The sequence below is a fragment of the Microbispora sp. H13382 genome (assembly GCF_014161445.1).
GTDB lineage: Bacteria > Actinomycetota > Actinomycetes > Streptosporangiales > Streptosporangiaceae > Microbispora.
Genome location: NZ_JABBXA010000021.1, coordinates 1 through 24,682 on the forward strand (window position 1 = coordinate 1; position 24,682 = coordinate 24,682).

Genomic DNA, 24,682 nt, shown 5'->3' on the forward strand with positions numbered 1-24,682 from the left:
GAGGGATTTGTCACCCTGGCGCGCCAGCTCGACCGCGCGGCGCCGGAACTCTGGAGGGTGTGGTGCGGGCATGAGGGACATCCTTCCTGATGATCAAGGGTGACCTCAGGCGAGGTGTCCGGAGAACAGGGGGAAGCTCAGTACGACGAAACGGAAGAGAGCTGCGGTCATCGAATTCCTGTCGCGCCGGCCACCGATGAAACGAGCCGTCATTCCGAGGGCTCGATGATCCTCACCGGTGACCGTAGAGCGACCACGGACGTTTACGCGTGGTGGAGCCAGTCCGGATGGTCACGAGCAGCGTTCTGTCTCACGTTCATAGCCGACCTCACGCCTGAAGAGGTGCTGAGCCGACTGGGCCTCACCGAGGACCCCGGACAGGAAGGCTTCGCCACCATCGAAGTCGGCCGTGCGCCCGGTGGATCGATCATGGCGGAGTGCGGCCATGCCGGGATTTTGGGTGACGTGGTGCACGCCCTGTCGCAGGGCACGTCGATCGCCAGTGTGGAGCGCAATGTCAACCACCACTCCCACTTCGTCCATGCCGTAGACGGCCACGTCGTCACCCGGCTCGTCCCGATGTTCGCCCACTGGAGCGACAGCACCGACCCTGAACGGCTGAAGCAGGACCTCGAAGAGTTGGGCATGCTCTGGGATTTCGACCCCGACCCCGAGGCCTTCCCGCCCTATATCGAGGGCGCTCTGGCACTCGCTGAACGACGTACCGGCGTCCGGCTGGAACCCGGCCACCTCCGGCCTGGCGGCTTACCTCACCGCGCCTCCATAGCCCGCTACTACGAAAGCGCTGAAGGCACATCCCCGAGGCTCGCGCGGCGCATGAAAGAGTGACCATGTGGTCGGCCACCCGCCTGAATCCGTCAACCGCTGGCTCGCGGTGTGGGTTGTGAACAGCTCCTACGCCTGTCAGCCCGAGCAAGGCGAAGGGCGGTGGCTGTGGGCACAGACGGCCATGTACGCGCTTGCCAGAGCCGAGGCCGCAGGTCTGGACGCCATCACCGCCAACGTGCGCAGATTCCACCTGCGCGCGTATCTGATCGAGAACCTCGGCCCCACAGACGCACCGCTTTCCAATCCGGATGCCCTCGCCATGGACATTCTCACGGCTCTCCCGCTGCAGCTGCGAGACGCCGCACAGTGGGTCACCAACTGGCGGCAGCGGCCCCACACAGAGATCTTGGCCCTCCGTCAGTGCAAAAATCTGTTGGCGCCGGCCCAGGGCATCCGTGGCCATCTTTCAGTGACGCCTACAGCAGAAGCGCTTGATCAGTGGCTGGCTCTCCGCGAGCGACTTCCCTGACCGCAGATCGGATCACGTACGAGCCCTGACCCGCATTGAATTGGTCGACAGTATCGTTTTGAAACGCGCCCGCGGCTCCGGGGAAGCAGGTCCAAAACCTGTCGCTCCTGCTGGGTGATCGGCCTACTCTGGCCGTATGGCCCATGGAAAGACGTCTTTCGTCTGTTTGCCGTGCCGTGCCTCGTACAAGCAGCCATATCCAGGCCCGGGCCCTGACGATCGGCGCTGCCCCCGGTGCGCCCGGCCGCTCATCCATGTCGGATCCGCCTTCGCGGCTCCGCGTCGTAGGGACAGCGCAGGCTGGCGTACCCTCTCGGTGCTGCTGCACGCGGGTGTCCGTTTCAACAAGAGTTGTTGTGGGGGCCCTGGTTACCGCCCACGCTCGCTCAGCGAGGTGCGCGCACGTATGACGTACGCCCGGAGAACCGGAGAACCCTTCTCCAGAGCTCTGATACGCAGCGAACTGCCCTAGCCAACCTGCCGTCAGAAGGAGAAGCCGTCGAAACCGCGCCCGTGAATGCGCTAGGGGACCTGCAGGTCCACGCAGATTCGGGAGCGACCGCGTCGCGGCAGGTTCACGGTGAAATCACACGACCGACATCGGCGTCGATGCGAGACTGTCTGAATGCCCGCCGCGGAACTCAGCGAGCCCGAATATCTCCGCCACGTCGAACACCTCGCCCGCAAGGTGGTCGCCATGGCGAAAGAGGAGGGTTGGCTCTCCTACGGAGATGATCCGGCGGAGCTCACACCGCTCCAACAGGTGATCAGCCAGCTCGACGACCAGATCCGCCACCACCACTTCGCCGGCGACGGCTGCGTCGACGACTCCGAGCTACCGCTCATGAAGCTCGCTGGGATCGTCGTTCTCCGGCCGGAAGCCATGCCTGCGGGTATGGCGGGGACGTACGACGAGATTTGTGCCCGGCTGGGAGTCGACGCCCGGCCCGAGGGGTGGGCGATCTGGAACACCTGGGCCGCGGACGGACAACCCGTGTCGATCGTCATGGTCGATCTGGAGGGGACCGAAGGCGTGCTCATGAACTGGACGCGAGGCATCGAGGTCTACCCGGTCACCCCGCTTCCCGCTCAGGTGGTGCTGGCTCGGCAGGGATGGGTCACGCCGATGACCCTCTCCCCGCTCAGCGCACGCAAGCTCGGCACCACCCGGCCCGTCTGCTGGTCACCCGCGGAGGGGTGATCGCCGGACAGGGCGCTCAGGTGACGGTCTGGGTGGGACGGTCGAGCGCTTCGGGGGTGTCGTCGTCGATGTCGTCGTCGATGAGGAAGCCTCCGGACTGGTGGTGCCAGAGCCGGGCGTAGGGGCCGTCGGCCTGGAGCAGTTCGCTGTGGGTGCCCTGCTCCACGATGCGTCCCCGGTTGAGCACGACGAGCCGGTCCATGCGGACGACGGTGCTCAGGCGGTGCGCGACCACGAGCGCGGTCCGGTCCTGCATCAGCTGCCACAGGGCCTCCTGGACGAGGATCTCGCTTTCGGAGTCCAGGGCGCTGGTCGCCTCGTCCAGCAGGAGGATGGGGGCGTCGCGCAGGATGGCGCGCGCGAGTGCGATGCGTTGCCGCTGGCCGCCGGAGAGCTTGACGCCGCGCTCGCCGACCAAAGTGTCGAAGCCGTCCGGCAGGGCCTCGACGAACTCCGTGACGTGCGCCGCCCGCGCGGCCCGGAGGATCTCGGCATCGGTGGCGCCCGGCCGGGCGAACGCGAGGTTGTCGCGTACGGACCGGTGGAACATGGCGGGTTCCTGGGGAACGTAGGCGATGAGGCCGCGCAGGTCCGCCTGACGTAGCCGGGCGATGTCCTGGCCGCCGATCAGGATCCTGCCTCCGTCTATGTCCATGAGACGCAGCAACAGCCGGGTGAGGGTGGTCTTGCCGCCGCCGGACTGGCCGACCAGCCCGATCTTGGCGCCGCTGGGGATGTCCAGGTCCAGGTCCTCGAACAGGAGCGGGCCACCGCCGTGCGCGAACCTCACCCGTTCGAAGCGGATGCCCGCGTCTGCCGGGCGCAGTGGTTGCGGCTCGACCGGATCCACCACGGTCGGCGGCTCGAGGAGCAGTTCGGTGAACTGGGCCGCTTCGGTGAGCACGCTCTCGATGCGCCGGTATATCTGGTTGAACTCGAACATGATGCTGATCGTGTTCGAGTAGTAGGTGAACGTCACCACGATGGCCTCCACGCCGAGACCCCCGCGCAGCGCCACGGCGAGGAGCAGGCCCACGGAGCTGGTGAGCACCGACAACGGGGCGACGACGGTGTCCACCTTGAGATTGCCGTAATCCCAGGAACGGAGCGTCAACCTGCGCTGCTCGGCGATCCTCGCTCGATATTCCGCGGCTTCGCGTTCCTCGGCGGCGAACGAGCGGACCGTCTCCATGTTGGCCAGCACGTCGGCGACGTGCCCCGACACCAGCACTCTGGCGGCCTCGCGTTCGTCCACCAGGGCCTGGCGGCGGCGGATGAGCGGGGCGACGAGGAATCCGGTGACGATGATGAGGCCCACGAGGACGAGGACCAGCAGCGGGTGATATCGCCACAGCACCACCGAGGCGAAGAGCAGGGGCACCAGCTTGGCCATGATCGAGAAGGTGAGCGTGTCGACGAACTCCTCGAACCTGGAGGAGAACCCGATGACCCGCTTGGTCAGCGAGCCGGCGAAGTTGTCGTGGAAGAACGCGGCGTCCTTGGCCAGCAAGGCGTCCATGCCCACCACACCGAGCCGCTCGATGCCCCGGGCGTCGGTGCGGTTCAGGAAGTGCAGCCCCACCCGCCACAGCGCCTCGCCCGCCAGCAGCATCGCGCCGAAACCCAGCACGTACGGCAGGAGCGCACCGACGGAGCCGTCACCGCCGTCGGACAGGTGCCCCACGAGCCCGGCCACCGCCAGCGGTGCCAGGTAGAACAGGCAGATGTTCCCCATCGCCGGCAACGTCAGCGTGGGCACCGCGACCCGCCACTGACGCCTCAGCTCGGCGCAGTAGTAGCGCAGCACCAGCAGGACCGCCGATTTCCGCGCGGATGGGCCGTCTCCGACCTCCTCACCTGATCCGAGCACAGCCATCAGCCCCTCCCGAATGCCGACGTCGCCGTGGCCATGCTGCCGCAGTGCTCAACGGAAGGGCGAACGATTTTCCTGTCACTCCACTACCAAGAGTGACCGGCCCGGGGGGATCCGAGACGCCGGCGCGGTTCCCCGACCGGCCCGGAGGCGGGACAATGGGCATGGTCCCAGCCGGGACAATGGGCATGGTCCCGCGCGGGTACGGTCGCGGGTCGGCAGAGGATCGCGGGTGCAGGGAGTGTCGATGGGCAGGCGGACGCCCCACGCCACGCTCCAGATGATCGCCGACGAGACGGGCGTCACCCCCTCGACGGTCTCCCGGGTGCTGAATTCGGCCTCCGATGCGTCGGCGCGCCGCTGGGCGTCCGCGGAAACGATCACACGGGTCCGGGCCGCGGCGGCCTCGCACGGGTACACGCCCAACCCGCAGGCCGTCGGGCTGCGGACGCGGCGCTCCCGGCTGATCGGCGTGATCGTGCCCCGGCTTCAGGACTACGTGCTCGCCACCATCTACGAGGGGATCGACGAGGCGGCCACGGAGAAGGGCTTCGCCACCTTCGTCACCAACTCCCTCGACGACCCGCGGAAGCGGGCGCGTGCGACCGAGACGCTGCTGTCGCGCCGGGTCGAGGGCATGATCTTCGGAGACGCGCAGTTCGACGGCGAGTTCCTGCAGGGGGTCGCCGAGCGCGGGATGAAGTTCGTCCTCGTCTCCCGGCGCGCCCGCGACTTTCCGTCCGTTACCTGCGACGACCATCTCGGCGGCAGGCTGGTGGGCGAGCACCTCGTCTCCATCGGACGCCGCGACGTCGCGATCCTGGCGGGCGAGCCGTACGCCTCGACCGGTCTCGACCGCACGCGGGGCGCCATCGACGCGCTCCGCGAGGCGGGGGTGGACGTCCCGCCGCACCGCATCGTCCACGGCCACTTCGACGCGCAGGGCGGGCGGGAGGCGGCGGAGCGGATCCTCGACAGCCGCCCGCTGCCGGACGCGATCTTCGCCGCCAACGACTTCGCGGCGATCGGCGTCATGGGCGCGCTGCGCGACAGGAAGCTGTCGATCCCCGACGACGTCGCGCTGGTCGGATACAACGACACCGCGCTGGCGGCGGAGCTGCCCACCCCGCTGACCACCGTACGGTCGCCGATGCACGAGATCGGACGGCTGGGGCTGGAGATGCTGCTCGACCTACTCCAGGGCGCCGAGGTCGAACCGCTGCGCCTGCCGCCCACACTCGTCGTCCGCGAGTCGACGGTGTCGCCGGAGGCCTCCCGGTCCACCGGCACGGACGGGTCCGGCCCGTCCGTGTGACCCTTGACATGGGCGGATGCCACATTTACCCTGCCTGAAGGTTGCACAAAGGTTTGGGTAGTGACCCGGGACGCACCACTTTCCCCAGGTGCGGCCCACCCGGCCAGGCGCGTGGGGTCGACCATTCCACCGTCGGCCGGCGTGACGCCGATGTACGCGTACATGCCGGGCGCGCGACAGGCGGGCGGCCACGTCTCATCGCACGTGAAAAGGTCAGGGTCTCGTCTTCGCTCTTCACACAAACCTTTGTGCAGCGTTACACAAACCTTTGTGTACCTTCTTGAGCCCAACTAGGAGGAGTCCCCCAAATGGGAGCTGTCCCATCCCAGGGAGCGCCGGGCGCGTCCCTGCGAGCGCCCGCGAACGAACCCTGGAACCGGCCGGTGACGAAGCGGGCGGTCGCCTACGTCAGCGTCATCGCCTTTCTCGCCTGGGTCGCCTCCGTGTACGACTACACCCTCTTCGGCACCCTCCTGCCCAAGATCGGTGAGCATTTCGGCTGGTCCACGAGCCAGTCGACGATGGTCAACACCTTCGCCACGGTCGGCGTGTTCGTCGTCTCCCTCGTCGTCGGCCCGGCCCTGGACAAGATGGGCCGGAAGAAGGCCCTGGTTCTGCTGATGACCGGCGGCGCGCTCGCCTCGGGGCTCACCGGCCTCGCGATCGGGGCCGTGAGCGTGGTCGTCATCCGGGCGTTCACCGGCCTGTCGCTCTCCGAAGAGGTGGTCAACGCCGTCTACCTCAACGAGATGTTCAAGAAGGTGAAGAACCGGGGCTTCGTCTTCAGCCTGGTGCAGGCGGGATGGCCGGTGGGCGCTCTGCTGTCGGCGGGCATCACGGCGGTGCTCCTGCCGCTCGCCGGGTGGCGGTGGTCCTTCTTCTTCGCCCTCGCCTTCTCCATCCCGATCATCCTGCTCGCGCTGAAGCTGCCCGAGTCTCCGACGTTCCTCGCGATGAAGGAGGTCAAGCGCCGCCAGGAGCAGGGTGATCACGCCGGGGCGCGCCTGCTCGCCGAGGAACACGACGTCACCGAGCTGGTGGACGGCAGGACGAGCGGCGCGCTCAAGGACGTCCTCGCTCCCGGGCTGCGGCGGCACACCATCAGCCTGGCGCTCGCGTGGCTCACCAACTGGATGGGCATCCAGGTCTTCTCCGTCCTCGGCACCACGGTGCTGGTGGAGGCGAAGGGCGTCTCGTTCGAGAGCGCGCTCATCGTCCTCGTACTGTCCAACATCGCCGGATTCGCCGGATACCTCTTCCACGGCTGGATCGGCGACCGGATCGGACGGAAGCTGACGATCACACTCGGCTGGCTCATCGGCGGCTCCGTCAGCCTCCTGATGCTCCTCCTGCCCACCGGGCAGGGGCTCACCGTCGCGCTTTACGCGCTGACGCTTTTCTTCCTCAACGGCCCCTACGCCGCGATGTTGTTCTACATGGGCGAGTCGTTCCCGGCGCATGTGCGGGGAACGGGAGCCAACGTGGCGCACGTCATGGCGCCGCTGGGCGGCATCGCCGGATCGGCGCTGCTCAGCGTGCTCCTCGCGGCCGGGCTGTCCATGACCGTCGCCGCGATCAGCGCCGGCTCCGTGTTCATGCTGATCTCGGGCTTCCTGATGCTCGGCGCGAACACCACCAACCGGTTCGGCGACCACGCGGCACAGAAGAAGGAGGTTCTCGCATGACCAGGGACGACGGGCTCGAGGGCAAGGTCGCGGTCATCTCGGGAGGGGCCAGCGGCATCGGCCGGGCGCTGGCCGTCGCCTACGCCAGGGCCGGGGCGCACTCGGTCGTCGGCTACTACCCCGGGGACCCGCACGACGCGGGCGACACCGTCGCCGCCGTCGAGGCCGCGGGCGGGCGCTGCGTGGCCGTGGAGCTCGACGTCCGGTCGTACGAGCAGACCGAGCGCTTCGCCCAGGCGGCGGTCGACGCCTTCGGCCGCCTCGACGTCGCCGTGGCCGCCGCGGGCGTACTGCGCCGCCAGGCGCTGGCGGAGATGACCGACGGCGCGTGGGACGACATGCTCTCGGTCGACCTCGGCGGCGTCCTGCGAATCTTCCGCTCCTGTGCGGCCCGGATGGAGCAGGGCGGCGCGATGGTGGCCACCTCCTCGATCGCCGGCGGCGTGTACGGATGGGAGGAGCACAGCCACTACGCGGCGGCCAAGGCCGGCGTGCTCGGCCTGTGCCGTTCCCTGGCCGTCGAGCTGGCACCGCGCGGGATCCGCGTGAACGCGGTGATCCCCGGGCTGATCGAGAGCCCCCAGTCGCTCGACGAGGTCAACTCGCTCGGGCCGCAGGGCCTGCGGGAGGCGGGGAACATCATCCCGGCCGGACGGGTGGGCACGGTCGACGAGGCGGCCCGGGTGATCCGGTTCCTCACCTCCGACGACGCCGCGTACGTGACCGGGCAGAGCGTGATCGTGGACGGCGGGCTCACCGTCCGCTGGCCGAGCTGAGGGGGAACGGACCATGGGAGCTCTCGACGGCCAGGTCGCCGTCATCACCGGAGCGTCGAGCGGGATCGGGGCCGCGACGGCCCGGCTGTTCGCCGCGGAAGGCGCCCGTCTCGCCCTGCTCGACGTCAGGCCCGTCGCCGGGGAGCTGCTCGGCCTCGGCACGGCCACGGGTCACGTCACGGGTCACGTCACGGGGCACGTCACGGGGCACGTCGTCGACATCACCGACGCGGCCGCCGTCGAGCGCGCGACGGCCGAGGTGGCGGAGCGGCACGGCCGGATCGACGTGCTGGTCAGCGCGGCCGGCATCCTCGACGAGGTCCCCTTCCTGGAGATGACGCCGGAGCGCTTCGACCGGACCATCGCCGTGGACCTGCGCGGGGTCTTCCTCGCCGCCCGCTACGCCGCGCCGTACATGGTGGAGGCGGGCCGTGGCCGCATCATCAACATCGCCTCCCAGCTCGGGATCAAGGGCGGCACGGGCCTCGCCCACTACGTCGCCGCCAAGGCGGGCGTGATCGGCCTGACGAAGGCCCTCGCCCTCGAACTCGCGCCGAAGGGCGTGCTCGTCAACGCGATCGCGCCCGGCCCGATCGTGACACCGCTCATCGACGGGCTGTCGGAGGAGTGGAAGCGGAGCAAGGCCGCGGAGCTGCCGCTCGGCAGGTTCGGCCGGCCCGAGGAGGTCGCGCCGACCGCGCTGCTTCTGGCGAGCTCGCCCGCCGGGGACATCTACGTCGGCCAGACGCTCGGTCCCAACTCCGGCGACGTGATGCCGTGAGCACCCGGACGGAAGACGGATCTCGGAAGGCGCGCGTCGTCGTCATCGCGACCGGCGGGACCATCGCGTCGAGCAGCGAACCCGGCGGCCCGGCGGTGGCGCGCAGGACCGCCGCGCAGCTCCTCGGCTCCACCGGCTACGGGGACGTCGAGGTCGAGGGCCGCGACCTGTTCAGTCTCGGCTCCTACCTGCTCGGCCACCACGAGCTCCGCCTCATCGCGGAGGCCGTCGCGGCGGAGATCGCCAGGGACGACGTGACCGGCGTCGTGGTGACCCACGGCACCGACACCATGGAGGAGACGGCGTTCCTCCTGGACCTCGTCCACCGCGGCGACAAGCCCGTCGTCCTCACCGGCGCCCAGCGGGCGGCCGACCAGCCCGACAGCGACGGGCCGCGCAACCTCCGGGAGGCCGTCGCCGTCACCGCCTCTCCCGATGCGCGCGGGTGCGGCGCGCTCATCTCCTTCGCCGGGCGGATCTTCGCCGCCCGGGGCACCCGCAAGCACCACACCGTCGCCGCCCAGCCGTTCAGGACCCTGGACGGCGGTCCCATCGGCCGCGTCGACCCGACGGGGGTACACATCACGACGAGGCCGGTGCGGCCGGCGCCGCTCGACCCGCCCGGCCCCCGCTTCGACGACACCCGGGTGGACGTGGTGACGGTCCACCCGGGCGCCGACGCCGCGCTCGCCCGGGCCGCCGTACGCGCCGGAGCGCGGGCGGTCGTGCTCGCCGGGACCGGCGTCGGCAACGCCAACCACGCCCTGCTGGACTGGATTACCGAGGCGGTGGCCGGGGGAACGGTCGTGGCGCTGTCCACGCGGGTGGCCGAGGGGCCCGTCGTGCCCACGTACGGCAACGGCGGCGGGGTGGACCTCGTACGCGCCGGGGCGCTGAGCGTCGGCGGGCTGCCCGTCTACCAGGCGAGGCTGCTGCTGGCGCTGCTGCTCTCTCAGGGAGTCTCCGTCACGCGGCAGGCCCTCGCCGCCCATGTCTGACCCATCGACACCAAGAGAAGAGGATGCGCTGTGGCCAAGGAAATCTTCGTAGCGTTCGGGATCGACGTCGACGCGGTCGGCGGCTGGCTCGGCTCGTACGGTGGTGAGGACTCCCCGGACGACATCTCGCGCGGCCTGTTCGCCGGCGAGGTGGGCGTCCCGCGGCTCAACGCCCTGATGAAGAAGTATGACCTGCCGTCGACCTGGTTCTGGCCGGGTCACTCCATCGAGACCTTTCCCGAGCAGTTCGAGCAGGTCGTGGCCGCCGGACACGAGATCGGCGTGCACGGCTACAGCCACGAGAACCCGATCGCGATGAGCCGCGAGCAGGAGTCGACGATCCTCGACCACTGCATCGACCTCATCGAGACGCGCACCGGCCGGCGCCCCACGGGGTACGTCGCGCCGTGGTGGGAGTTCTCGCCGGTCACCAACGAGCTGCTGCTCGAACGCGGCATCAAGTACGACCACTCGCTCATGCACCGCGACTTCGAGCCGTACTACGTGCGCGTCGGCGACACCTGGTCGAAGATCGACTATGACAAGGACGCCCGCGAGTGGATGAAGCCGCTCGTGCGCGGACAGGAGACCGACCTCGTCGAGATCCCGGCGAGCTGGTACCTCGACGACCTGCCGCCCATGATGTTCATCAAGACCAGCCCGAACAGCCACGGCTTCGTCAACCCTCGCGACATCGAGGAGATGTGGCGGGACCAGTTCGACTGGGTCTACCGGGAGTCGGAGTACGCCGTCTTCACCATGACGATCCACCCGGACGTCTCGGGCCGTCCGCAGGTCCTGCTCATGCTGGAGCGCCTCATCGAGCACATCAACAAGCACGAGGGCGTCCGGTGGTCCACGTTCGACGCCATCGCGGACGACTTCAAGGCCCGCCGCCCCCGGGCGTAACCGTCTCGGCGAGGGAGCGCGAACAGGATGTGCGGTGCCTGCGGAGGTCCGCCCGCGGACTGGGCCGGGCCCCTCATCTCCGGGCACCGGCGGCGGGCGGCGATCGCCCGATTCGTCGGCGCCGTGTGCAGGGGAGTGAGGGTCCGCCCCGTCCCGCAGGGGTGGCTGGCGTCCGGCAGCACCGGCGGGGCGCGCGTCGCGCCGACCCTCGACCGGCTGCTGGACGGCGTGGCCCATCTCCTGGTCCCGTCGGGATGGAACGAGCTCGAAGCGTCGCTGCGCGACCACGAGCACGGGACCGGCCATGAGGACGACGCCTATCCCGGCTACCGCCCGCCGTTGGCGCCCCATCCGCCGCCGGCCGTCACGGTCATGAGTGTGCCGCCCGGCGGCGCCCTGCACCTGCGGCTCACCGCGTTCGGGCTGGGCGTCCGCGTGTTCGACCGCCGCGCGGTCGCGCTCGACGCCCTCGACCGGGCGGCGCCGTTCCGGCTGCTCGCGGCGGACGGGAGGATCGTCGGCACCGCTCCGGTGTGAGCGAAGAGCCCGCACCCGCCCATGGGCCATGGAAGAACCGGCGGCCCCGGCGCTGACACGGTGCCGGGGCCACCGCATGCCACCTGTCTGAAGCGGCGCGTGATTTCTGACCGGAGTGGCTGACACCGATCGCCGATGCGCATACGTGATCTTCGGGAGGACAACCCCGGCTGCTTCTCGGACGTGTAGCACTCGCACCTCCGCGTTTCAGTCACCTCGTATGCCTCAGGAAGGAAGTCCCGTGGCCATCAAGTTGCCGGGCGGACGCACCATCGGCCTGATGACGGCCGGTGCCCTGGTCGGGTCGCTTCTGGTTCTGGGTGGCGCGGCCACCGCTTCGTCGGCGAGTGACGCCGTGTTCTACGCGTGTGTGAACAAGAGCACGCGGTACATGCGCCTGGTGAACGCGACCACCGCGTGCAAGACGACCGAGACCAAGGTGTCGTGGAACAAGACCGGCCCGCAGGGCCCGGTGGGCATCGGCGGCACCGGTCCGCAGGGTCCCGCCGGCCCGCAGGGTCTGCGTGGTCCTCAGGGCATGCGCGGCCCGCAGGGCCTCAAGGGCGACACCGGCGCCGCCGGTCCCAAGGGCGAGCCCGGCAAGGACGGCACACCGGGCAAGGACGGCAAGGACGGCGAGCGCGGTCCCGCCGGCCCCCAGGGCGAAAAGGGCGAGCGTGGCCCCGCGGGTCCGCAGGGCCCGAAGGGCCAGAAAGGTGATCCGGGCACGCGTGGTCCGGCAGGCCCGGCAGGCCCCGCAGGTCCGGCGGGCCCCGCAGGCCCGGCCGGTCCGGCGGGGGGAGCCGCCAACGTCATCACCAAAGCGGACGCCCTCTATCTGCCGGCCAACGGTGGCAGCGACGAAATCATGTGCCCGGACAACATGGTCGCCACGGGCGGCGGCTTCATCACGGGCAGCAGCGCGAGCGCGCCCCACATCACCACGAACGCGCCGTACCTCGTCAACGGCGAGGCGGTCGGCTGGAGGCTCTACGGCAAGTCCGTGGCCGGCACGATCTACGTGCTCTGCATCGGAGGCTGACGGCGCGGCGGGCCGGGCGGTGGCGGGGAACCGGCACCGCCTCGGTCCCGGCGACGAGGCGTACGGCGGCCGGGCGGAGGGGGCGCCGCCTTCACGGCCGTCCGGCGAGGTGCGCGCCGGTGGCGGCGGCGATCACCCGGTTGAGCGCCTGGTGCAGGTCCTGCAGTTCGGTCAGCTCCATGCCCAGTCGCTCGACGATCGTCGCGGGCACCTTCTCGGCCTGCCGGCGCAGCGCGCGTCCCTCGTCGGTCAGCACCACCGCGAGCGAACGCTCGTCGTCGCTGGCGCGGCGGCGCTCGACGAGACCGGCGGACTCCAGGCGCTTGAGCAACGGGGACAGCGTGGCAGGCTCCAGCTGCAGCAGCCGGCTGAGGTCCTTGACCGACAGCGGCGCGTGCTGCCACAGGGCCAGCATCACCAGATATTGCGGGTGGGTCAGCCCCATCGGTTCGAGCACGGGCCGGTAGAGGCCGATGACCGACCGTGAGGCGACCGCTAGAGCGAAGCAGACCTGGTTCTCCAGGGCCAGCGGGTCGACGGTGTCGCCAATCTCACTCACTACGCACCTCCACTGCCATGCTAGCGGGTTAGTACACTAATGATTAGTGGACTAAGCACCAGCGCCGAGAACACAGGAAGTGTCATGGCCCGTAGGAAGAGTCTCGAAGAGCGCATCGCCGACCGCGTCGCCAAGCGCCCGCCGATGAAGGACAGCAAGCACTTCGAGCACGGCCCCGCCAAGTGGATCTTCGCCAGCGTGCTGGTGTTCGCGGTGCTCGTTCACTTCGTCATCGTCGGCATCGTCATGCTGCTGGGCAACTGACCGACAGCGGCACGAGGGACGCCCGGGCGACTCCCGCGCTCCTCGCGTGGTGTGGAGAACGGGATCGGGCCCGCGGCGCGGTCGCCGCGGGCCCGATCGATTCATGGTTCAACCGGTCGCGACCGGTGCGGTCACGGGCTGGTGCAGGTGATCGCCGGGGTGGCCGAGGACCCTCCGGCGATGAAGCCGAAGGTCGTGCTTCCGTTGGCCGCGACCGAGCCGTTCCAGGCCTCGTTGCGCACCGTCACGGCCGAGCCGGAGCCCGACCGTACGCCTCCCCAGACCTGGGTGATGGTCTGCCCGCTCGGCCAGGTCCAGTTCGCGGTCCAGCCGTTGATCGAGGAGGTGCCCGCACGCACCGTGACCTCACCCTGCCAGCCGCCGGACCAGGAGTTGACCACGCGCATCGTCGCCGAGCACGGGCCGGTCACCCCGCCGGACGGCGAGGGGCTCGGGCTCGGAGACGGGCTCGGGCTGGTGTTGGGACTCCCGCTGGGCGAGGGGCTCGGGGAAGGACTCGGGCTCGGGGAAGGGCTCGGAGACGGGCTGTTGTCGGTCAGGACAGGAGTCGTCCAGTCCCTCCACTGCGACAGGTTGCCGGACTTCCTGGACGAGATCCGGAAGACACCGGCGGCGTTGCCCGACTTCACCAGGAACTTCTGGATGTTCTGCTGCAGAGGCGTCCGCCATTCCGACCTGGTGGCACAGTGGGTGCCGTCCTGCACGTCGGACCAGTAGCTGATGTCGTCCCCCGCGCCGAGCGCCTTGTAGACCTCCGCGCCGGCCAGCGCCGCCACGCTGCCCGACTGGGCGCCCAGCCAGTCGACGTGGGGGTTCTCCATGATGAACAGCCCGCGCGGGGCGATCATCCCCACCATCTCGTGCGTGTCGACCGGCAGCTGGCTCGGGTTGCCGGTGAAGGAGCCGAACGCGTCACCCAGCCACGGCTGCTCGGAGTAGGCGCTGCTCAGCGGCTGCGCGCCGCTCTCCTGGGCGACGCCGCGCAGGATGGGAACACCGGCGCTGCCCGACTCGATCGGCATGGTCAGCGCGATGCGCTGGTCGAACACTCCGGCCGTGAAGGCGCCCTTGCCGTACCGCGAGCACCCGGTGACGCCGGTCGCGTCCGCCTTGAGGATGCTCCCGCCCGACTGTTCGATGACGTCGATGATGCGGCTCACGCCCCAGGCCCAGGCGGCGAGCAGCCCGGTGCTGCTCGAAGAGCCGTAGATGCTGTAGAAAGCACCCTGCTTGTTGTTGCGCGCCGTGCCTTCCTTGCCGACCGTGAACGGGTCGTAGCTGATGACCGCGGCACCGCTCGCCTTGATGGTGGCGGTGTCCGCGCCGAATCCGCCGTACACGATGACGGCCGGGAACGGCCCGGTGCCGCTCGGCAGGTCCACCGACGCGGAGAAGCCGGCGCTCCTGCCGTTGGCGGACACGTTCACGGTGATGCCGGTCCGCGAGACCGTGCCCGTTACACTCGCCGGCTTGCCGGGCTTCTCGCCGTAGACGTAGCGTTCGGCCAGCTTCTTGATCTCTTCTCGGCGGCACCGCCACTCCGATTTGGACGTGATGCGCTGTCCGTTGATCTTCTTGAAGGGGTCGGGAAGCCGGGAGTTGGACGCCGGCGACCCCAGGTCGGGCACCGGGCAGTCGGCGCCCTCGTCCTCGACGCCGGCCGCGGCTGCCGCGACGAGCGTGGCGGCGGTGGCCTCAGCTCTGGGAATCTCTGTTGTCGCCAGGCCGAGCGAGAGCGCCGCGACGGCGCCGATGACGAGCGCGCGGCGTACGCCGGGAGTTCGGCTCCTGCCGTCCGAGTCGACGGTGCCGATCATCGGGAGCTCCCGGGGTGAAGCCGTCCGGCAGCGGGGACGGGCATGCGTCCGGCCCGCGGCGGGCTCTCCATCGGTGCAGGCGAGACCGTGGGACGTGTCAAGGCGGCTCGTCCTTCCTCCTGGGGGATCCCGGACCTGTCACCAGGTCCGGCGATCGACCACAGGCGAGTAGGGAGGTAGGTATTTTCGGAGACTTGCCGAAAACTTCCGACGCCCGCAAGGCCCAAATCTCACGAGGTAACCTTCGTCTCCGTGTCGGTGAAACAGGGCTGTTCGGGGCGATGGCATCGATGGTGCGCACAGAAGTTTCGCTTTCGTACACGAAACTTTCAGCTTCGGGTGCCCCACTCCCCGTCCGCCGTGCGGAGCGCGGCGGCGACGTCTCAGGCCGCTCCGCCGGGAGGCCTCACGACATCGGCACCTCGCACTTCGAGCAGCTCGGCCAGGCGTGCCGCGTTGCGCTGGGAGTTGTCGGCGCAGCAGTTGTTGGTCAGCACGTGGGTGGTGGTCGTACGGGCGGCCAGATCGGCGATCCTGCCGGCCCAGTGCCGGAGCTCCTCCTCCGAGTAGAGGTAGCCGAACCGCTCCTCGATCACGCGGCTCGTCCATTTCTCCGAGTGACCGTGGAGGCGGACGACGGCGAGGTCGGAGGTGGCCGCCAGCACCGGCGGGACCGACGAGGGATGCCCCTGCGGCATGTCCACTCCGACGTACGGCAGGTCGTTGGCGGTCAGGAAGTCGAGGGTGCCGCTCCGGGTGGCCTCGTCCATCCAGGCCGCGTTGCGGAACTCGACGCACACGCGCATCGGCAGGCAGCGGTCACGGCATTCCAGGATGTATCGGCGGTTCGCGCCGCCCGGCGGGAACCACTGCGGGAACTGGAACAGCACCGCGCCGAGCTTCCCCGATTCGTGCAGCGGTTCCAGCGCGCCGAGGAACCGGCGCCACACCTCCTCGACGACCTCCGGGGGGAGGTCGCGCCGGTACAGCGTCCGCTTGGGCTCCCCCAGCACGGCCCGCAGGTCCTTGTACAGCGCGGCAGGCCGGGTCGGGTGCCCGGTGAGCAGGGAGAACGCCTTCACGTTGAAGGTGAAGTCCTTCGGCGTGCGGTCCCGCCACAGCTCGGCCGTACGCCGGGCCGGGGGGTTGTAGTAGGTGGCGTCCACCTCGACCAGGGGGAACCGGCCGGCGTAGTGGCCGAGCCTCTTCTCGGGGGTGGAGGCCTCGGCCGGATACCAGCCCGAGGCGAGCAGCGACTTGTCCGTCCAGGAGGCCGTGCCGACCAAGATCTTGCCCATGCCTTGACCTCTCCCCTCCCGAAGGGAGGGGATTCCGGCCGTCGCCGACATCGGGGCGCGAACTTCTCCGCCGGGCACGGACTCCAACAGGACATGAAGCTCACGACCTCGCTCCGTGTTGTCCTCCCCGCCGTCGCGGCCACCGCGTTGGTCTCCGCCGCGGCGCTGCCCGCCGACGCGGCCGCCATGCCGAAGTTCGCCAAGCCCAAGGTCTTCGGCACGTCGTTCCAGACCGACCCCCGTCACGACTTCACCAAGCACATCTCGCCCCGGCATGACGGCATCCTGCGGGGCTGGGTCACGTATTACCGGTCCGGTAGGGCGGAATATGAGCCGATCAAGTGGGTGAAGGACACGACCGGCCACACGGAGGGGCACTTCGAGGGCCCTGCCGAGGGTGACGTCATGGCCTACGCCTCTCCCCTGGCGAAGAACGTCGTGTTCTACAGCGCCACCGGGTGCAAGGGCACCACGGTGACGGTGAAGAACGACAGTCTCGGGTCGAAGCGGTGCTCACGGAGCGTGCTGATTCCCCGGATGAAGGCCGGCCATCGCCCGGCGCTCATCACCGTCTACCGCGGCAAGATCGTCAAAGTTCAGGAGATCTACACCCCCTGAGCGACCCCGCCGATCGCGGACGGCTGGACCCGCCTGCGGCGGCGCAGATGAGAGGCACTCACCATAATGAGGGGATGTCAACGCCGCGGCAGCGCTACCGGGACCAGGTCCGTTCGGAGATCAAGCAGATCGCGCTCGTCCAGATCGGCGAGGGCGGGGCGGCGGCGCTCAGCCTGAACGCGGTGGCGAAGCAGCTCGGCGTCACCGGCCCGGCGATCTACAAGTACTTCCGCAGCCGCGACGACCTGCTGACCGAGCTGATCCTGGAGGGCTTCGACGAGGTCGGCGCGGCCGTACGCGCCGCCGTACGGGAAGGGTCGCCGCGGGAGCGGCTGCACGCGCTGGCCCGGGCCTTCCGCGGATGGGCCGTGGCCAACCCGCACCTGTTCCAGTTGCTGGCGGGCACCCCCTCACCCGGCTACCAGGCGCCCCCGGAGAGCGTGCTGCGGGCCCGCGACGTGCTCGGGCCCTTCCTTCCGGTGTTCGCCGGGGGACGCTGCCGTCCGGGAGCCGAAGGGCTGCGGGACCAGATGCTGCGGTGGGTGGAGCGGACCCCGGCGGTGGCCGAGTGGGTGCGGGCGTTCGCCCCGGAGGGGGACCCGGCGACCGCTCTCGCCGGAACCCTGATGGCCTGGGCCCAGCTCCAGGGCGTGGTGAGCCTGGAGGTCCAGGGGCAGTTCGCCGGCATGGGCCACGACGGGTCCACCCTGCTCGCCGCCTGCGTGGACGGCCTCGCCGACATGATGGATCTGTAGGCGGCCTGTTCCGAGCGCCCGCGTCCGCCCTCCTCCTCCCTGCTTCGGCCGGCTCACCAGTTTTGTGACACTCTGCAGGGATGGGTGGGGACAGAATCGGCGCGGCGGCTGCGGGCACCTGGAAGCTCGGCGACCTCGCGGTCAACCGGATGGGATTCGGCGCCATGCGCCTGACGGGCAGCGCGGCCTTCGACCTCGGCACGCCGAGCGACCGCGAGCGGTCGATCGCGGTGCTGCGGCGCGCCGTCGAGCTCGGCGTGAACCACATCGACACGGCCGCGTTCTACTTCTCCCGGCTGCGCTCGGCCAACGAGCTGATCAACCGGGCGCTCGCGCCGTACCCGGACGACCTGGTCGTCGCCACCAAGGTGGGCCCGGGGCGGGATCCGTCCGGCGAATGGCTGCCGTTCGCCCGGCCGGACCAGCTGCGCGGCCAGGTCGAGGAGAACCTGCGCCAGCTCGGCCGTGACCACCTCGACCTGGTGTACCTGCGCCAGCCGGGGCTCGACTCGATCGCCGAGCACTTCGGCGCCCTCGCCGAGCTGCGCGAGGCCGGGCTCGTCCGGCACCTCGGGATCTCCAACATCCGGCCCGCGCACCTCGCGCAGGCCCAGGCGATCGCGCCCGTGGTGAGCGTGCAGAACCGGTACGGCGTGGGCGCGACGCGGAGCCGCGAGCTGCTGCGCACCTGTGGGGAGCAGGGCATCGCCTTCGTGCCGTTCTACGCGATCGCCGGCGACGGCCGTGAGGCGGGTGCGAGCGGCACGGACCAGGAGGAGGTGCTCGCCGTGGCTCGCGCGCACGGGGCGACGCCCGCGCAGGTGCGGCTGGCCTGGACGCTCCGGCAGGGACCGCACGTCCTGTCCATCCCGGGCACCGGCGACCCCGATCACCTGGCCGAGAACGTGGCCGCCGCCGCACTGCGCCTCACGGACGAGGACATGGCCCGCCTGGACGCGCTCACCGAGGCCGCCTGACCGGCTCGTACGTGCCGGAGGCGGGACCGGCGGGGACGTCGGGCCGCGCGCCCCCGGCCGAGTGGGTTCAGCTGGTCCTTTTCACGACGCCGTGAACGACGTCCGGAGAATCGGTCGAGAAGTAGATTCTCCGCACCGCCCTTTTCCCCGTCCCCGGAAGGTCGACGTTCACGGGGGGATCGAGTTCGATGCGGACGTTGACGATTCACCTGCCGGGATAATTTCGCGACGGGATGCTGTCGCTTACGGCCGTGGATCGCCTGTTTCACGCGGGCCTTCTGAGATCATTCCAGCACCGGATTTCGCCGGTGACTTGGAAAGGGAGACCGGGTGGCTTCGGCGGGTCGCGGCGGCATGCGAGCAGGTCGTCAGGGGGACAGGGAGGAGAACCGGGTCGCCCGGGGGCTGACCGAGGTCTTCGCGCCCGCGCACATCGTCATGGGGCTGCCGCTGGTGGTGGGCGCGGTCACCGGCGGTTGGGCGGGCGCCGCCTGGGGTGCGCTGACCGCGGCCCTGTGCGGAGGGATTCCCCTCGGGGTGCTGCTGGCGGGCGTCCGGTCGGGCCGCTTCGGCGACAAGCACGTCAGGGACCGTGCCCAGCGGCCGAAACTGATCGGCCTGATCGTCGTCCTGGTGGTCACCGCGCTGGCCCTGATGGTCATGCTCGGTGCCCCGCGCCTGATGGTCGCCGGCGTGACCGCCATGCTCGCCACGCTGGCCGTGACCGGCCCGGTCACGCTCTGGTGGAAGATCAGTTTCCACACGGCGGTGGCGGCGGGCGGCGTGGTGATGCTCGCATGGGTCCTGCCACCGGTTCCGGTCTACGCGGCCGGCGCCGTGCTGGTCTCGGCGCTGGCCTGGTCCCGGGTGGTCATCCGCGATCACACCGCGGCCCAGACCGTCGCGGGAGCCGCGGCAGGCGGCGCCGCGACGTGGCTCACCCTCGCCGTCCTCCTCTGACCGCGGGCGCCGGGGCTCACGCGCCGTCCGGCAGGCGCCCCCGCTCACCCCTCAGGGCTCCGCCGCGCGTGGTGTTCAGGCGGCGGCCGAGGCGCTGGCCGGGGGCCTCCACGAGCCGGTACGCCACGAGGCCGAGGACCAGCAGGGCGAGGAAGAACACCGGCAGGTTCGGGACGACCCGCAGCAGGAGCGGGTGCAGCAGATACAGGGAGAAGCTGATCACCCCGAGGTACGCGAGCCACCGGGGGAACGACCGGTGCCGCAGCGCGAACACGAGCACGAAGAACCCGGCCGCCAGCAGGACCGCCGAGGCCCAGGCGGGCTCGCGCGCCACCAGGACGCCGCAGGCGAGGACCGTCAGCAGGGCGGTGACGGCCCACCTCCACCGGAGCATGCCCCGCTCCGCGCGGTGGACGGCCGTACCGGCGAACATCATGGCCGCGATGACCAGCCCCTGTCCGGCGCCGATCCTGCTGCCGAGGACGACCAGGGCCAGGCCGAGAAGGCCGCCGATCACCGCGGCCGCCGTCCTGAGACGCCCGCTCGCGAGCATGGTCACGGCGATGACCAGGACCACCGCGACGCCCAGGATCGCGGCGGCCAGGTCCGCGCCTCCGTTGATCGTCGCGTGGGGCATGAGCAGCCCGAGCGGCACGGCCGCCACCGCGAGGACCACGGCGATCGGCGCCGGCCTGTGCGCCTGCCGTACGGCGAACAGTCCCGCCGTCATCAGGTAGAACGCCATCTCGTACGACAGCGTCCACATCACGCCGATCACCGAGGGGACACCGAGGAGTTCCTGCAGCATCGTGAGGTTGGCCAGCGCGACGAGCGGCGGCGGCCGGCTGTCGAGGCCCGGGGACGTCTCGAACACCCCGGCGTACGCGAGGAGCAGCGCGAGGGCGAGCGCGGCGAGCAGCAGCGGGAGGAGCCGGAAGGCCCGGCCGGTCCAGAAGGCCCGAAGGTCGCCCCGCCGCTCCAGCGAGGCCGGGATGATGTATCCGCTGACCAGGAAGAACACGAAGACGCCCCAGGTGCCGACGTCGACCCTGCGGTCGACCTCCGCCCAGACGGCCGGGACGAAGGTCCAGGCCGAGTGGTGCAGCGCCACGGCCGGAGCGGCGACCCCCCGTAAGGCGTCCAGCCATGCCAGCCGGGAGCGGTTTGATGCCATTCAGGTGACTTTAGGTGATAAATGGGGACGTGCTCCCCCGGGTCAACCCGCCTTGTGGACGCTGAAATCGTCGAACGAGACGGTGACCACGCCGCTACCGGCCTCGGGCACGCGAGCGAGGACCCCCGCCTGGTTGTGCGGGCCGGACGGCAGTGGGTGTGCGTCCTCGGCGTCGAGAGCGCGCGTGCCGTCGACCCAGAACGTCAGGCGGGAGCCCCGGCAGGCGGCCTGGAGGCGCACCGCGCGCCCGGCGCGCGGCAGGGCCGCCTTCACCGGCGGCGCGACGTCGAGACGCGTGCCCCCGGACTGCCGCACGACGCGGGCGGTGCCGTCGAGGCCGAGCAGGAACGCGTACCCGCTGGGGACGTCCTCGTCCCACCGGCACAGGAGCCCGAAGCCGCCCTGTCCCGGGCCCTCCCGCAGCTCGGCCGTCACGCCGACCAGCACGTCGCGTCCGGCCGCGGCGTCGGTCTTGGCGGGCACGGGCGACAGTGCCGTGTTGACCGGGCCGGAGCGGTCGGCGCGGACCGTGTAGACGCCGCGCTCGATCTCGTAGCCGCGCGTCGTGCGCTGGTCGCCGGCCGCGCCGGGGTCGAAGGTGTAGCCGTCCCAGTTGCCCCGCTCGCCGAAGTCGTCGCCGTACAGCAGGCTCCCGCCCGCGGGAACCGCCTCGCCGCCGCGGGACGCGTACAGGAGGAGGACCCCGCCCGCGACGAGCACGGCCGTCACGCCCGCCACGAGCCCCGCGGCCCACCGCCGCCGCGGGCCGGTCCCGGGGACCTCCGTACGCACCGGATCGGCCGGCCGGGTGGCGGCCGTGGCGGCGTCGCCGCCGGTGAGGGCACGCAGCAGGCCGGAGGCGGCGGGCCGGGCGGCGGGATCCTTCGCCAGGCATGCCTCCAGCAGCGGGCGAAGGTCGGCGGGCACGCCGGACAGGTCGGGGTCACGGGCCGAGATGGCCATCAGGATGGCCGGGACGGTCGGCCCGGCGAAGGGCAGGCGCCCGGTCGCGGCGTACGCGATCGTCACGGCCCAGCTGAACACGTCGGAGGGAGGACCGGGCCGCTGCCCGGCGAGCTGCTCGGGAGCGATGAAGGCGGGCGTGCCCGCCATGCCGCCCCCGCTGACGGTGTGGTCGGCGGCGCTCGCGATGCCGAAGTCGATGACCACGGGCCCCTCGGGGCCGAGGATCACGTTGCCCGGCTTGAAGTCGCGGTGCACGATCCCGGCCCGGTGGATCGCGGCGAGGGACGTCAGCGTGGCGACGGCGAGGCGGTGGAGCCCGCTGCCCGTACGCGGGCCGTCCTCGGCGACCGCCGTCGCCAGCGAGGGCCCGGGGATGTACTCGGTGACGATGTACGGCCGCCCGTGATGGGACCCGGCGTCGAGCACGCGGGCCGTGCAGAAGGGGGCGAGCCTGCGGGCCGTCTCCGCCTCCCGCAGGAAGCGGCGGCGGCTCGTGGCGTCCATGGCGGCCCTGGCGTGCAGCACCTTGATCGCGACCTGGGCTCCCGAGGTGTCCCGTGCGAGGTAGACGGTGCCCTGGCCGCCCTCGCCGAGGACGCCGACGAGCCGGTGGTCGCCGATCCGCTCGGGATCACCGGGGTCGAGGGGGTGCGGCGGCACGACGCGGTTCGTCACGCGCGGCGGCCGCACGTGATCGGCTCCGGCCGTTCCCGCATTCGTCCCGCTCCCCCACGATGCCGTCGGTATGTCGATGAACCAGGCGGATCCTGTCATATCCGGAGGTCACCCGGCAGCGAATCAGCCTCAACCGTCGCGGAAGGACAGGCCTCGCTCCTGCAGAGCCCGGCGAAGCATGGACACCGCCTTCGGCCCCATGCCGTGCAACGCGAGGATCTCGGCCTCGGTCGCCCGGGTGAGGTGCTCCAACTGGGTGTAACCGGCGTTCACCAGTGCCCGCGTGGCCGGAGCACTGGTCTTCGGCAGGTCCGTCATCAGGTCCTCTCCTCGTATGCAGGCTCCCCGTCCGGCCGGGGGGCGTACGTCGCAGCCGGGCAGGCCCGCCACGGCGTCCGCGCAGTTCACTCCACATAACACGCGATTCACAAGTAAGTCTCAACCAGACGACAAGAGCCGTCGGGAGAAATGGACCCCGTCGCAGCGGTTCCAAGGGGCATGGAACGGGGGGGAACCAGATGACAACGATCGTCAGCGACGGGGGCCGGACCCTGCTGATCCTCAACGCCGAGGACGGGACGGGCCGCCTGGAGCGCGAACTCGCCGGCCTGGGCTGGCACACGGGCAGGGCCGACCTGGCCGCGGGGGACCTTCCCGGCCTGGTGGAACGGCTCGCGGACCTGCTGGCCGCGCCGGGCAGCCCGGACCGCGCCGCGATCCTCGGATACGGCGAGGCGGGCCTGGCGGCGCTGGAGATCGCCGACCGCCACCCGGAGCGGGTCACCGCCGTGGTCGTCGTGGGCACGACGGACCACGACCTCGCCGGGGAGCTGTCCTGCCCGACGCTGACGCTGCCCGCCTCCGGGCGGGAGTCCGTGGTCTCGGCGGTCGTCCCTTTCCTGGCCGCGCTGGACGAGCAGGCGGAGGTTCCCCCGCACCTGCCCGCCACGCTCCGGCCGCTCACGCCGGCGCTGCTCAACGACGCCGAACTGCTCGGGCGGTTCCGTGAGATCGGGCCGGTCCACCGGCTCAACGCGGAGGGCGCCGCGACGACCTGGATCCTGACCGGCCACGCGGCGTCCACCCGGACGCTCACCGACCCGCGCCTCGCCGGAGAGGTGGAGATCACCGCGGGGTTCCGGCTCCAGTCGGACGATCCGGCCCTCGCCCACAAGGGCGATCTGGACCTCATCACGATCGACGGCCGGGAGCACGCCCGGCTGCGCCGGCTCATCGAGCGGCACCTCACCCCCGAGCGCGTCGCGGCGCTGCGCCCGCGGATCCAGCGCGCGGCCGACGCGCTGCTCGACGCGATCCCCGCCGGGGAGGTGGTGGACTTCCTCCACGCGTTCGCCTACCCGCTGCCGGTCCTCGTGCTGTGCGAGCTGCTCGGCGTGCCGGAGGACCGGCGGGGCCAGATCCGCGAGTGGATCCTGGAGCGGCTGGTCACCCCGCCGCCGAGGGCGCACCCCGACATCGACGAGCTCCTGCGGGACCTGATCGCGGCGCGGCGCGAGAGCCCGTCGGACGACCTGCTCGGCTGGGTCGTCGCGGCCGAGGGAGACGGCCTGGCGGAGGACGACCTCGTGTCGGCGGCCAGGTTCCTCATGGTGAACGGGCACCGCGCCCCGACGACGGTGCTGGCGAGCGGTCTGGCCGCCCTGCTGAAGCGCCCGGAGCAGTGGGCCCGGCTCGTGGCCGAGCCCGCGCTGGTCGCCCCGGCGGTCGAGGAGCTGCTGCGGCTCGTCACGCCCTTCCCCGTCACCATCGCCCGTCAGGTGACGGCCCCGATCGAGGTGGGAGGCACCCCGATCCCGAAGGGCGACCTGCTCGGCGCGTCCCTCGTGGCCGCCAACCGCGACCCGTCGTTCTTCCCCGACCCCGATCTGCTGGACGTCGGACGCCGGGACAACCCGCACCTCGCGTTCGGCCACGGCCACCACCACTGTCTCGGCGCGGACCTGGCCAGGGCCCAGCTGCGGATCGCCTTCGGCACGCTCGCGAGGCGCTTCCCCGGCGTCGAGCTCGCCCGCGACTCGCGGAGCCTGCACTACCGGCAGAGCAGCGTCCGCTACCTCCTCGGTCTGCCGGTCGTCCTGCGGCCGGACCCTCACGGGGAATTCGCCGCCGAAGCGTGAGCCGCCACGCCCGTCTCCACGAACA

Annotated in this window: 24 protein-coding genes; 17 read left to right on the forward strand and 7 right to left on the reverse strand. The window is 70.8% G+C overall.

What is annotated here, in order from left to right; genetic code table 11:
- The first annotated feature begins 99 nt into the window (after window positions 1-99).
- From HHX41_RS31755 to HHX41_RS31765, 3 genes are all read left to right on the forward strand, one after another.
- Window positions 100-849 (forward strand): DUF6461 domain-containing protein, encoded by a 750-nt coding sequence (locus HHX41_RS31755; protein ID WP_182908887.1) that lies wholly within the window; start codon window positions 100-102, stop codon window positions 847-849.
- 4 nt (window positions 850-853) lie between these two features.
- The gene (locus HHX41_RS31760; protein WP_182908888.1) at window positions 854-1,318 is read left to right on the forward strand and encodes a hypothetical protein; all 465 of its coding nucleotides are present in this window, start codon (window positions 854-856) and stop codon (window positions 1,316-1,318) included.
- Window positions 1,319-1,943: 625 nt separating this feature from the next.
- The gene (locus HHX41_RS31765) at window positions 1,944-2,519 is read left to right on the forward strand and encodes a hypothetical protein (protein WP_182908889.1); all 576 of its coding nucleotides are present in this window, start codon (window positions 1,944-1,946) and stop codon (window positions 2,517-2,519) included.
- A gap of 16 nt (window positions 2,520-2,535) precedes the next feature.
- On the opposite strand, the gene HHX41_RS31770 is transcribed toward HHX41_RS31765, so the two are convergent.
- Entirely contained in the window at window positions 2,536-4,395 is a 1,860-nt protein-coding gene (locus tag HHX41_RS31770) for an ABC transporter ATP-binding protein (RefSeq protein ID WP_182908890.1), read from the reverse strand.
- A gap of 244 nt (window positions 4,396-4,639) precedes the next feature.
- Here HHX41_RS31770 and HHX41_RS31775 point away from each other — a divergent pair, with 244 nt between their 5' ends.
- The 8 genes from HHX41_RS31775 to HHX41_RS31810 all read left to right on the forward strand — a co-directional run bounded on the left by HHX41_RS31775 (window position 4,640) and on the right by HHX41_RS31810 (window position 12,435).
- Window positions 4,640-5,707, forward strand: a complete 1,068-nt coding sequence (locus HHX41_RS31775) for a LacI family DNA-binding transcriptional regulator (protein ID WP_182908891.1) — start codon at window positions 4,640-4,642, stop codon at window positions 5,705-5,707.
- A 308-nt stretch (window positions 5,708-6,015) separates the two neighbouring features.
- Window positions 6,016-7,392 carry an MFS transporter gene (locus HHX41_RS31780; protein WP_182908892.1) on the forward strand — a complete coding sequence of 459 codons (1,377 nt, stop codon included), beginning with the start codon at window positions 6,016-6,018 and terminating at the stop codon, window positions 7,390-7,392.
- Window positions 7,389-8,168 (forward strand): SDR family NAD(P)-dependent oxidoreductase, encoded by a 780-nt coding sequence (locus HHX41_RS31785; RefSeq protein WP_182908893.1) that lies wholly within the window; start codon window positions 7,389-7,391, stop codon window positions 8,166-8,168. Before HHX41_RS31780 ends, HHX41_RS31785 begins: the two co-directional genes overlap by 4 nt.
- A 13-nt stretch (window positions 8,169-8,181) precedes the next feature.
- Complete coding sequence (locus tag HHX41_RS31790; protein WP_182908894.1) at window positions 8,182-8,949, forward strand: SDR family NAD(P)-dependent oxidoreductase; 768 nt, start codon at window positions 8,182-8,184, stop codon at window positions 8,947-8,949.
- Window positions 8,946-9,947, forward strand: coding sequence for an asparaginase (locus HHX41_RS31795; RefSeq protein WP_182908895.1), 1,002 nt, complete (start codon window positions 8,946-8,948; stop codon window positions 9,945-9,947). The genes HHX41_RS31790 and HHX41_RS31795 overlap by 4 nt, the downstream gene beginning before the upstream one ends.
- A 30-nt stretch (window positions 9,948-9,977) precedes the next feature.
- Entirely contained in the window at window positions 9,978-10,856 is an 879-nt protein-coding gene (locus HHX41_RS31800) for a polysaccharide deacetylase (RefSeq protein ID WP_182908896.1), read from the forward strand.
- Window positions 10,857-10,991: 135 nt separating this feature from the next.
- Window positions 10,992-11,393 carry a hypothetical protein gene (locus tag HHX41_RS31805; protein WP_182908897.1) on the forward strand — a complete coding sequence of 134 codons (402 nt, stop codon included), beginning with the start codon at window positions 10,992-10,994 and terminating at the stop codon, window positions 11,391-11,393.
- 241 nt (window positions 11,394-11,634) lie between these two features.
- Complete coding sequence (locus tag HHX41_RS31810) at window positions 11,635-12,435, forward strand: collagen-like protein (protein WP_220504608.1); 801 nt, start codon at window positions 11,635-11,637, stop codon at window positions 12,433-12,435.
- Between the two features lie 91 nt (window positions 12,436-12,526).
- Here HHX41_RS31810 and HHX41_RS31815 read toward each other — a convergent pair whose 3' ends face one another.
- Window positions 12,527-12,985: a MarR family winged helix-turn-helix transcriptional regulator gene (locus tag HHX41_RS31815; RefSeq protein WP_396795517.1), complete on the reverse strand. Its 459-nt coding sequence runs from the start codon at window positions 12,983-12,985 to the stop codon at window positions 12,527-12,529.
- A 93-nt stretch (window positions 12,986-13,078) separates the two neighbouring features.
- Here HHX41_RS31815 and HHX41_RS31820 point away from each other — a divergent pair, with 93 nt between their 5' ends.
- The gene (locus HHX41_RS31820) at window positions 13,079-13,258 is read left to right on the forward strand and encodes a hypothetical protein (RefSeq protein ID WP_169981660.1); all 180 of its coding nucleotides are present in this window, start codon (window positions 13,079-13,081) and stop codon (window positions 13,256-13,258) included.
- A gap of 131 nt (window positions 13,259-13,389) precedes the next feature.
- Here HHX41_RS31820 and HHX41_RS31825 read toward each other — a convergent pair whose 3' ends face one another.
- Window positions 13,390-15,096, reverse strand: coding sequence for a cellulose binding domain-containing protein (locus HHX41_RS31825; protein ID WP_182908899.1), 1,707 nt, complete (start codon window positions 15,094-15,096; stop codon window positions 13,390-13,392).
- Window positions 15,097-15,479: 383 nt separating this feature from the next.
- A complete protein-coding gene (locus HHX41_RS31830) occupies window positions 15,480-16,394 on the reverse strand; it encodes a DUF72 domain-containing protein (RefSeq protein ID WP_182908900.1) in 915 nt (304 codons plus the stop codon).
- 93 nt (window positions 16,395-16,487) lie between these two features.
- Between HHX41_RS31830 and HHX41_RS31835 the strand changes: the two genes are divergently transcribed.
- From HHX41_RS31835 to HHX41_RS31850, 4 genes are all read left to right on the forward strand, one after another.
- Window positions 16,488-17,012 (forward strand): hypothetical protein, encoded by a 525-nt coding sequence (locus tag HHX41_RS31835; RefSeq protein WP_182908901.1) that lies wholly within the window; start codon window positions 16,488-16,490, stop codon window positions 17,010-17,012.
- Window positions 17,013-17,086: 74 nt separating this feature from the next.
- Window positions 17,087-17,767 carry a TetR/AcrR family transcriptional regulator gene (locus tag HHX41_RS31840; RefSeq protein WP_182908902.1) on the forward strand — a complete coding sequence of 227 codons (681 nt, stop codon included), beginning with the start codon at window positions 17,087-17,089 and terminating at the stop codon, window positions 17,765-17,767.
- An 80-nt stretch (window positions 17,768-17,847) separates the two neighbouring features.
- Complete coding sequence (locus HHX41_RS31845) at window positions 17,848-18,744, forward strand: oxidoreductase (RefSeq protein WP_182908903.1); 897 nt, start codon at window positions 17,848-17,850, stop codon at window positions 18,742-18,744.
- Window positions 18,745-19,074: 330 nt separating this feature from the next.
- Window positions 19,075-19,704 (forward strand): hypothetical protein, encoded by a 630-nt coding sequence (locus tag HHX41_RS31850; RefSeq protein WP_310742281.1) that lies wholly within the window; start codon window positions 19,075-19,077, stop codon window positions 19,702-19,704.
- Between the two features lie 16 nt (window positions 19,705-19,720).
- Here HHX41_RS31850 and HHX41_RS31855 read toward each other — a convergent pair whose 3' ends face one another.
- The 3 genes from HHX41_RS31855 to HHX41_RS31865 all read right to left on the reverse strand — a co-directional run bounded on the left by HHX41_RS31855 (window position 19,721) and on the right by HHX41_RS31865 (window position 22,837).
- Window positions 19,721-20,878, reverse strand: a complete 1,158-nt coding sequence (locus tag HHX41_RS31855; RefSeq protein ID WP_182908904.1) for an acyltransferase — start codon at window positions 20,876-20,878, stop codon at window positions 19,721-19,723.
- Window positions 20,879-20,920: 42 nt separating this feature from the next.
- Window positions 20,921-22,534, reverse strand: a complete 1,614-nt coding sequence (locus HHX41_RS31860; RefSeq protein ID WP_182908905.1) for a serine/threonine-protein kinase — start codon at window positions 22,532-22,534, stop codon at window positions 20,921-20,923.
- A 114-nt stretch (window positions 22,535-22,648) separates the two neighbouring features.
- Entirely contained in the window at window positions 22,649-22,837 is a 189-nt protein-coding gene (locus HHX41_RS31865) for a DNA-binding protein (RefSeq protein WP_182908906.1), read from the reverse strand.
- A gap of 200 nt (window positions 22,838-23,037) precedes the next feature.
- On the opposite strand from HHX41_RS31865, the gene HHX41_RS31870 reads away from it, so the two are divergent.
- Window positions 23,038-24,657, forward strand: a complete 1,620-nt coding sequence (locus HHX41_RS31870) for a cytochrome P450 (protein ID WP_182908907.1) — start codon at window positions 23,038-23,040, stop codon at window positions 24,655-24,657.
- Window positions 24,658-24,682: the final 25 nt, after the last annotated feature.

What these genes read in the sequence shown, in the direction of transcription:
- HHX41_RS31765 (WP_182908889.1), top strand. Translation starts at nt 1,944, where the DNA reads ATGCCCGCCGCGGAACTCAGCGAGCCCGAATATCTCCGCCACGTCGAA.
- HHX41_RS31770 (WP_182908890.1), bottom strand. Translation starts at nt 4,395, where the DNA reads ATGGCTGTGCTCGGATCAGGTGAGGAGGTCGGAGACGGCCCATCCGCG.
- HHX41_RS31775 (WP_182908891.1), top strand. Translation starts at nt 4,640, where the DNA reads ATGGGCAGGCGGACGCCCCACGCCACGCTCCAGATGATCGCCGACGAG.
- HHX41_RS31780 (WP_182908892.1), top strand. Translation starts at nt 6,016, where the DNA reads ATGGGAGCTGTCCCATCCCAGGGAGCGCCGGGCGCGTCCCTGCGAGCG.
- HHX41_RS31785 (WP_182908893.1), top strand. Translation starts at nt 7,389, where the DNA reads ATGACCAGGGACGACGGGCTCGAGGGCAAGGTCGCGGTCATCTCGGGA.
- HHX41_RS31790 (WP_182908894.1), top strand. Translation starts at nt 8,182, where the DNA reads ATGGGAGCTCTCGACGGCCAGGTCGCCGTCATCACCGGAGCGTCGAGC.
- HHX41_RS31820 (WP_169981660.1), top strand. Translation starts at nt 13,079, where the DNA reads ATGGCCCGTAGGAAGAGTCTCGAAGAGCGCATCGCCGACCGCGTCGCC.
- HHX41_RS31825 (WP_182908899.1), bottom strand. Translation starts at nt 15,096, where the DNA reads ATGATCGGCACCGTCGACTCGGACGGCAGGAGCCGAACTCCCGGCGTA.
- HHX41_RS31830 (WP_182908900.1), bottom strand. Translation starts at nt 16,394, where the DNA reads ATGGGCAAGATCTTGGTCGGCACGGCCTCCTGGACGGACAAGTCGCTG.
- HHX41_RS31835 (WP_182908901.1), top strand. Translation starts at nt 16,488, where the DNA reads ATGAAGCTCACGACCTCGCTCCGTGTTGTCCTCCCCGCCGTCGCGGCC.
- HHX41_RS31840 (WP_182908902.1), top strand. Translation starts at nt 17,087, where the DNA reads ATGTCAACGCCGCGGCAGCGCTACCGGGACCAGGTCCGTTCGGAGATC.
- HHX41_RS31845 (WP_182908903.1), top strand. Translation starts at nt 17,848, where the DNA reads ATGGGTGGGGACAGAATCGGCGCGGCGGCTGCGGGCACCTGGAAGCTC.
- HHX41_RS31855 (WP_182908904.1), bottom strand. Translation starts at nt 20,878, where the DNA reads ATGGCATCAAACCGCTCCCGGCTGGCATGGCTGGACGCCTTACGGGGG.
- HHX41_RS31865 (WP_182908906.1), bottom strand. Translation starts at nt 22,837, where the DNA reads ATGACGGACCTGCCGAAGACCAGTGCTCCGGCCACGCGGGCACTGGTG.
- HHX41_RS31870 (WP_182908907.1), top strand. Translation starts at nt 23,038, where the DNA reads ATGACAACGATCGTCAGCGACGGGGGCCGGACCCTGCTGATCCTCAAC.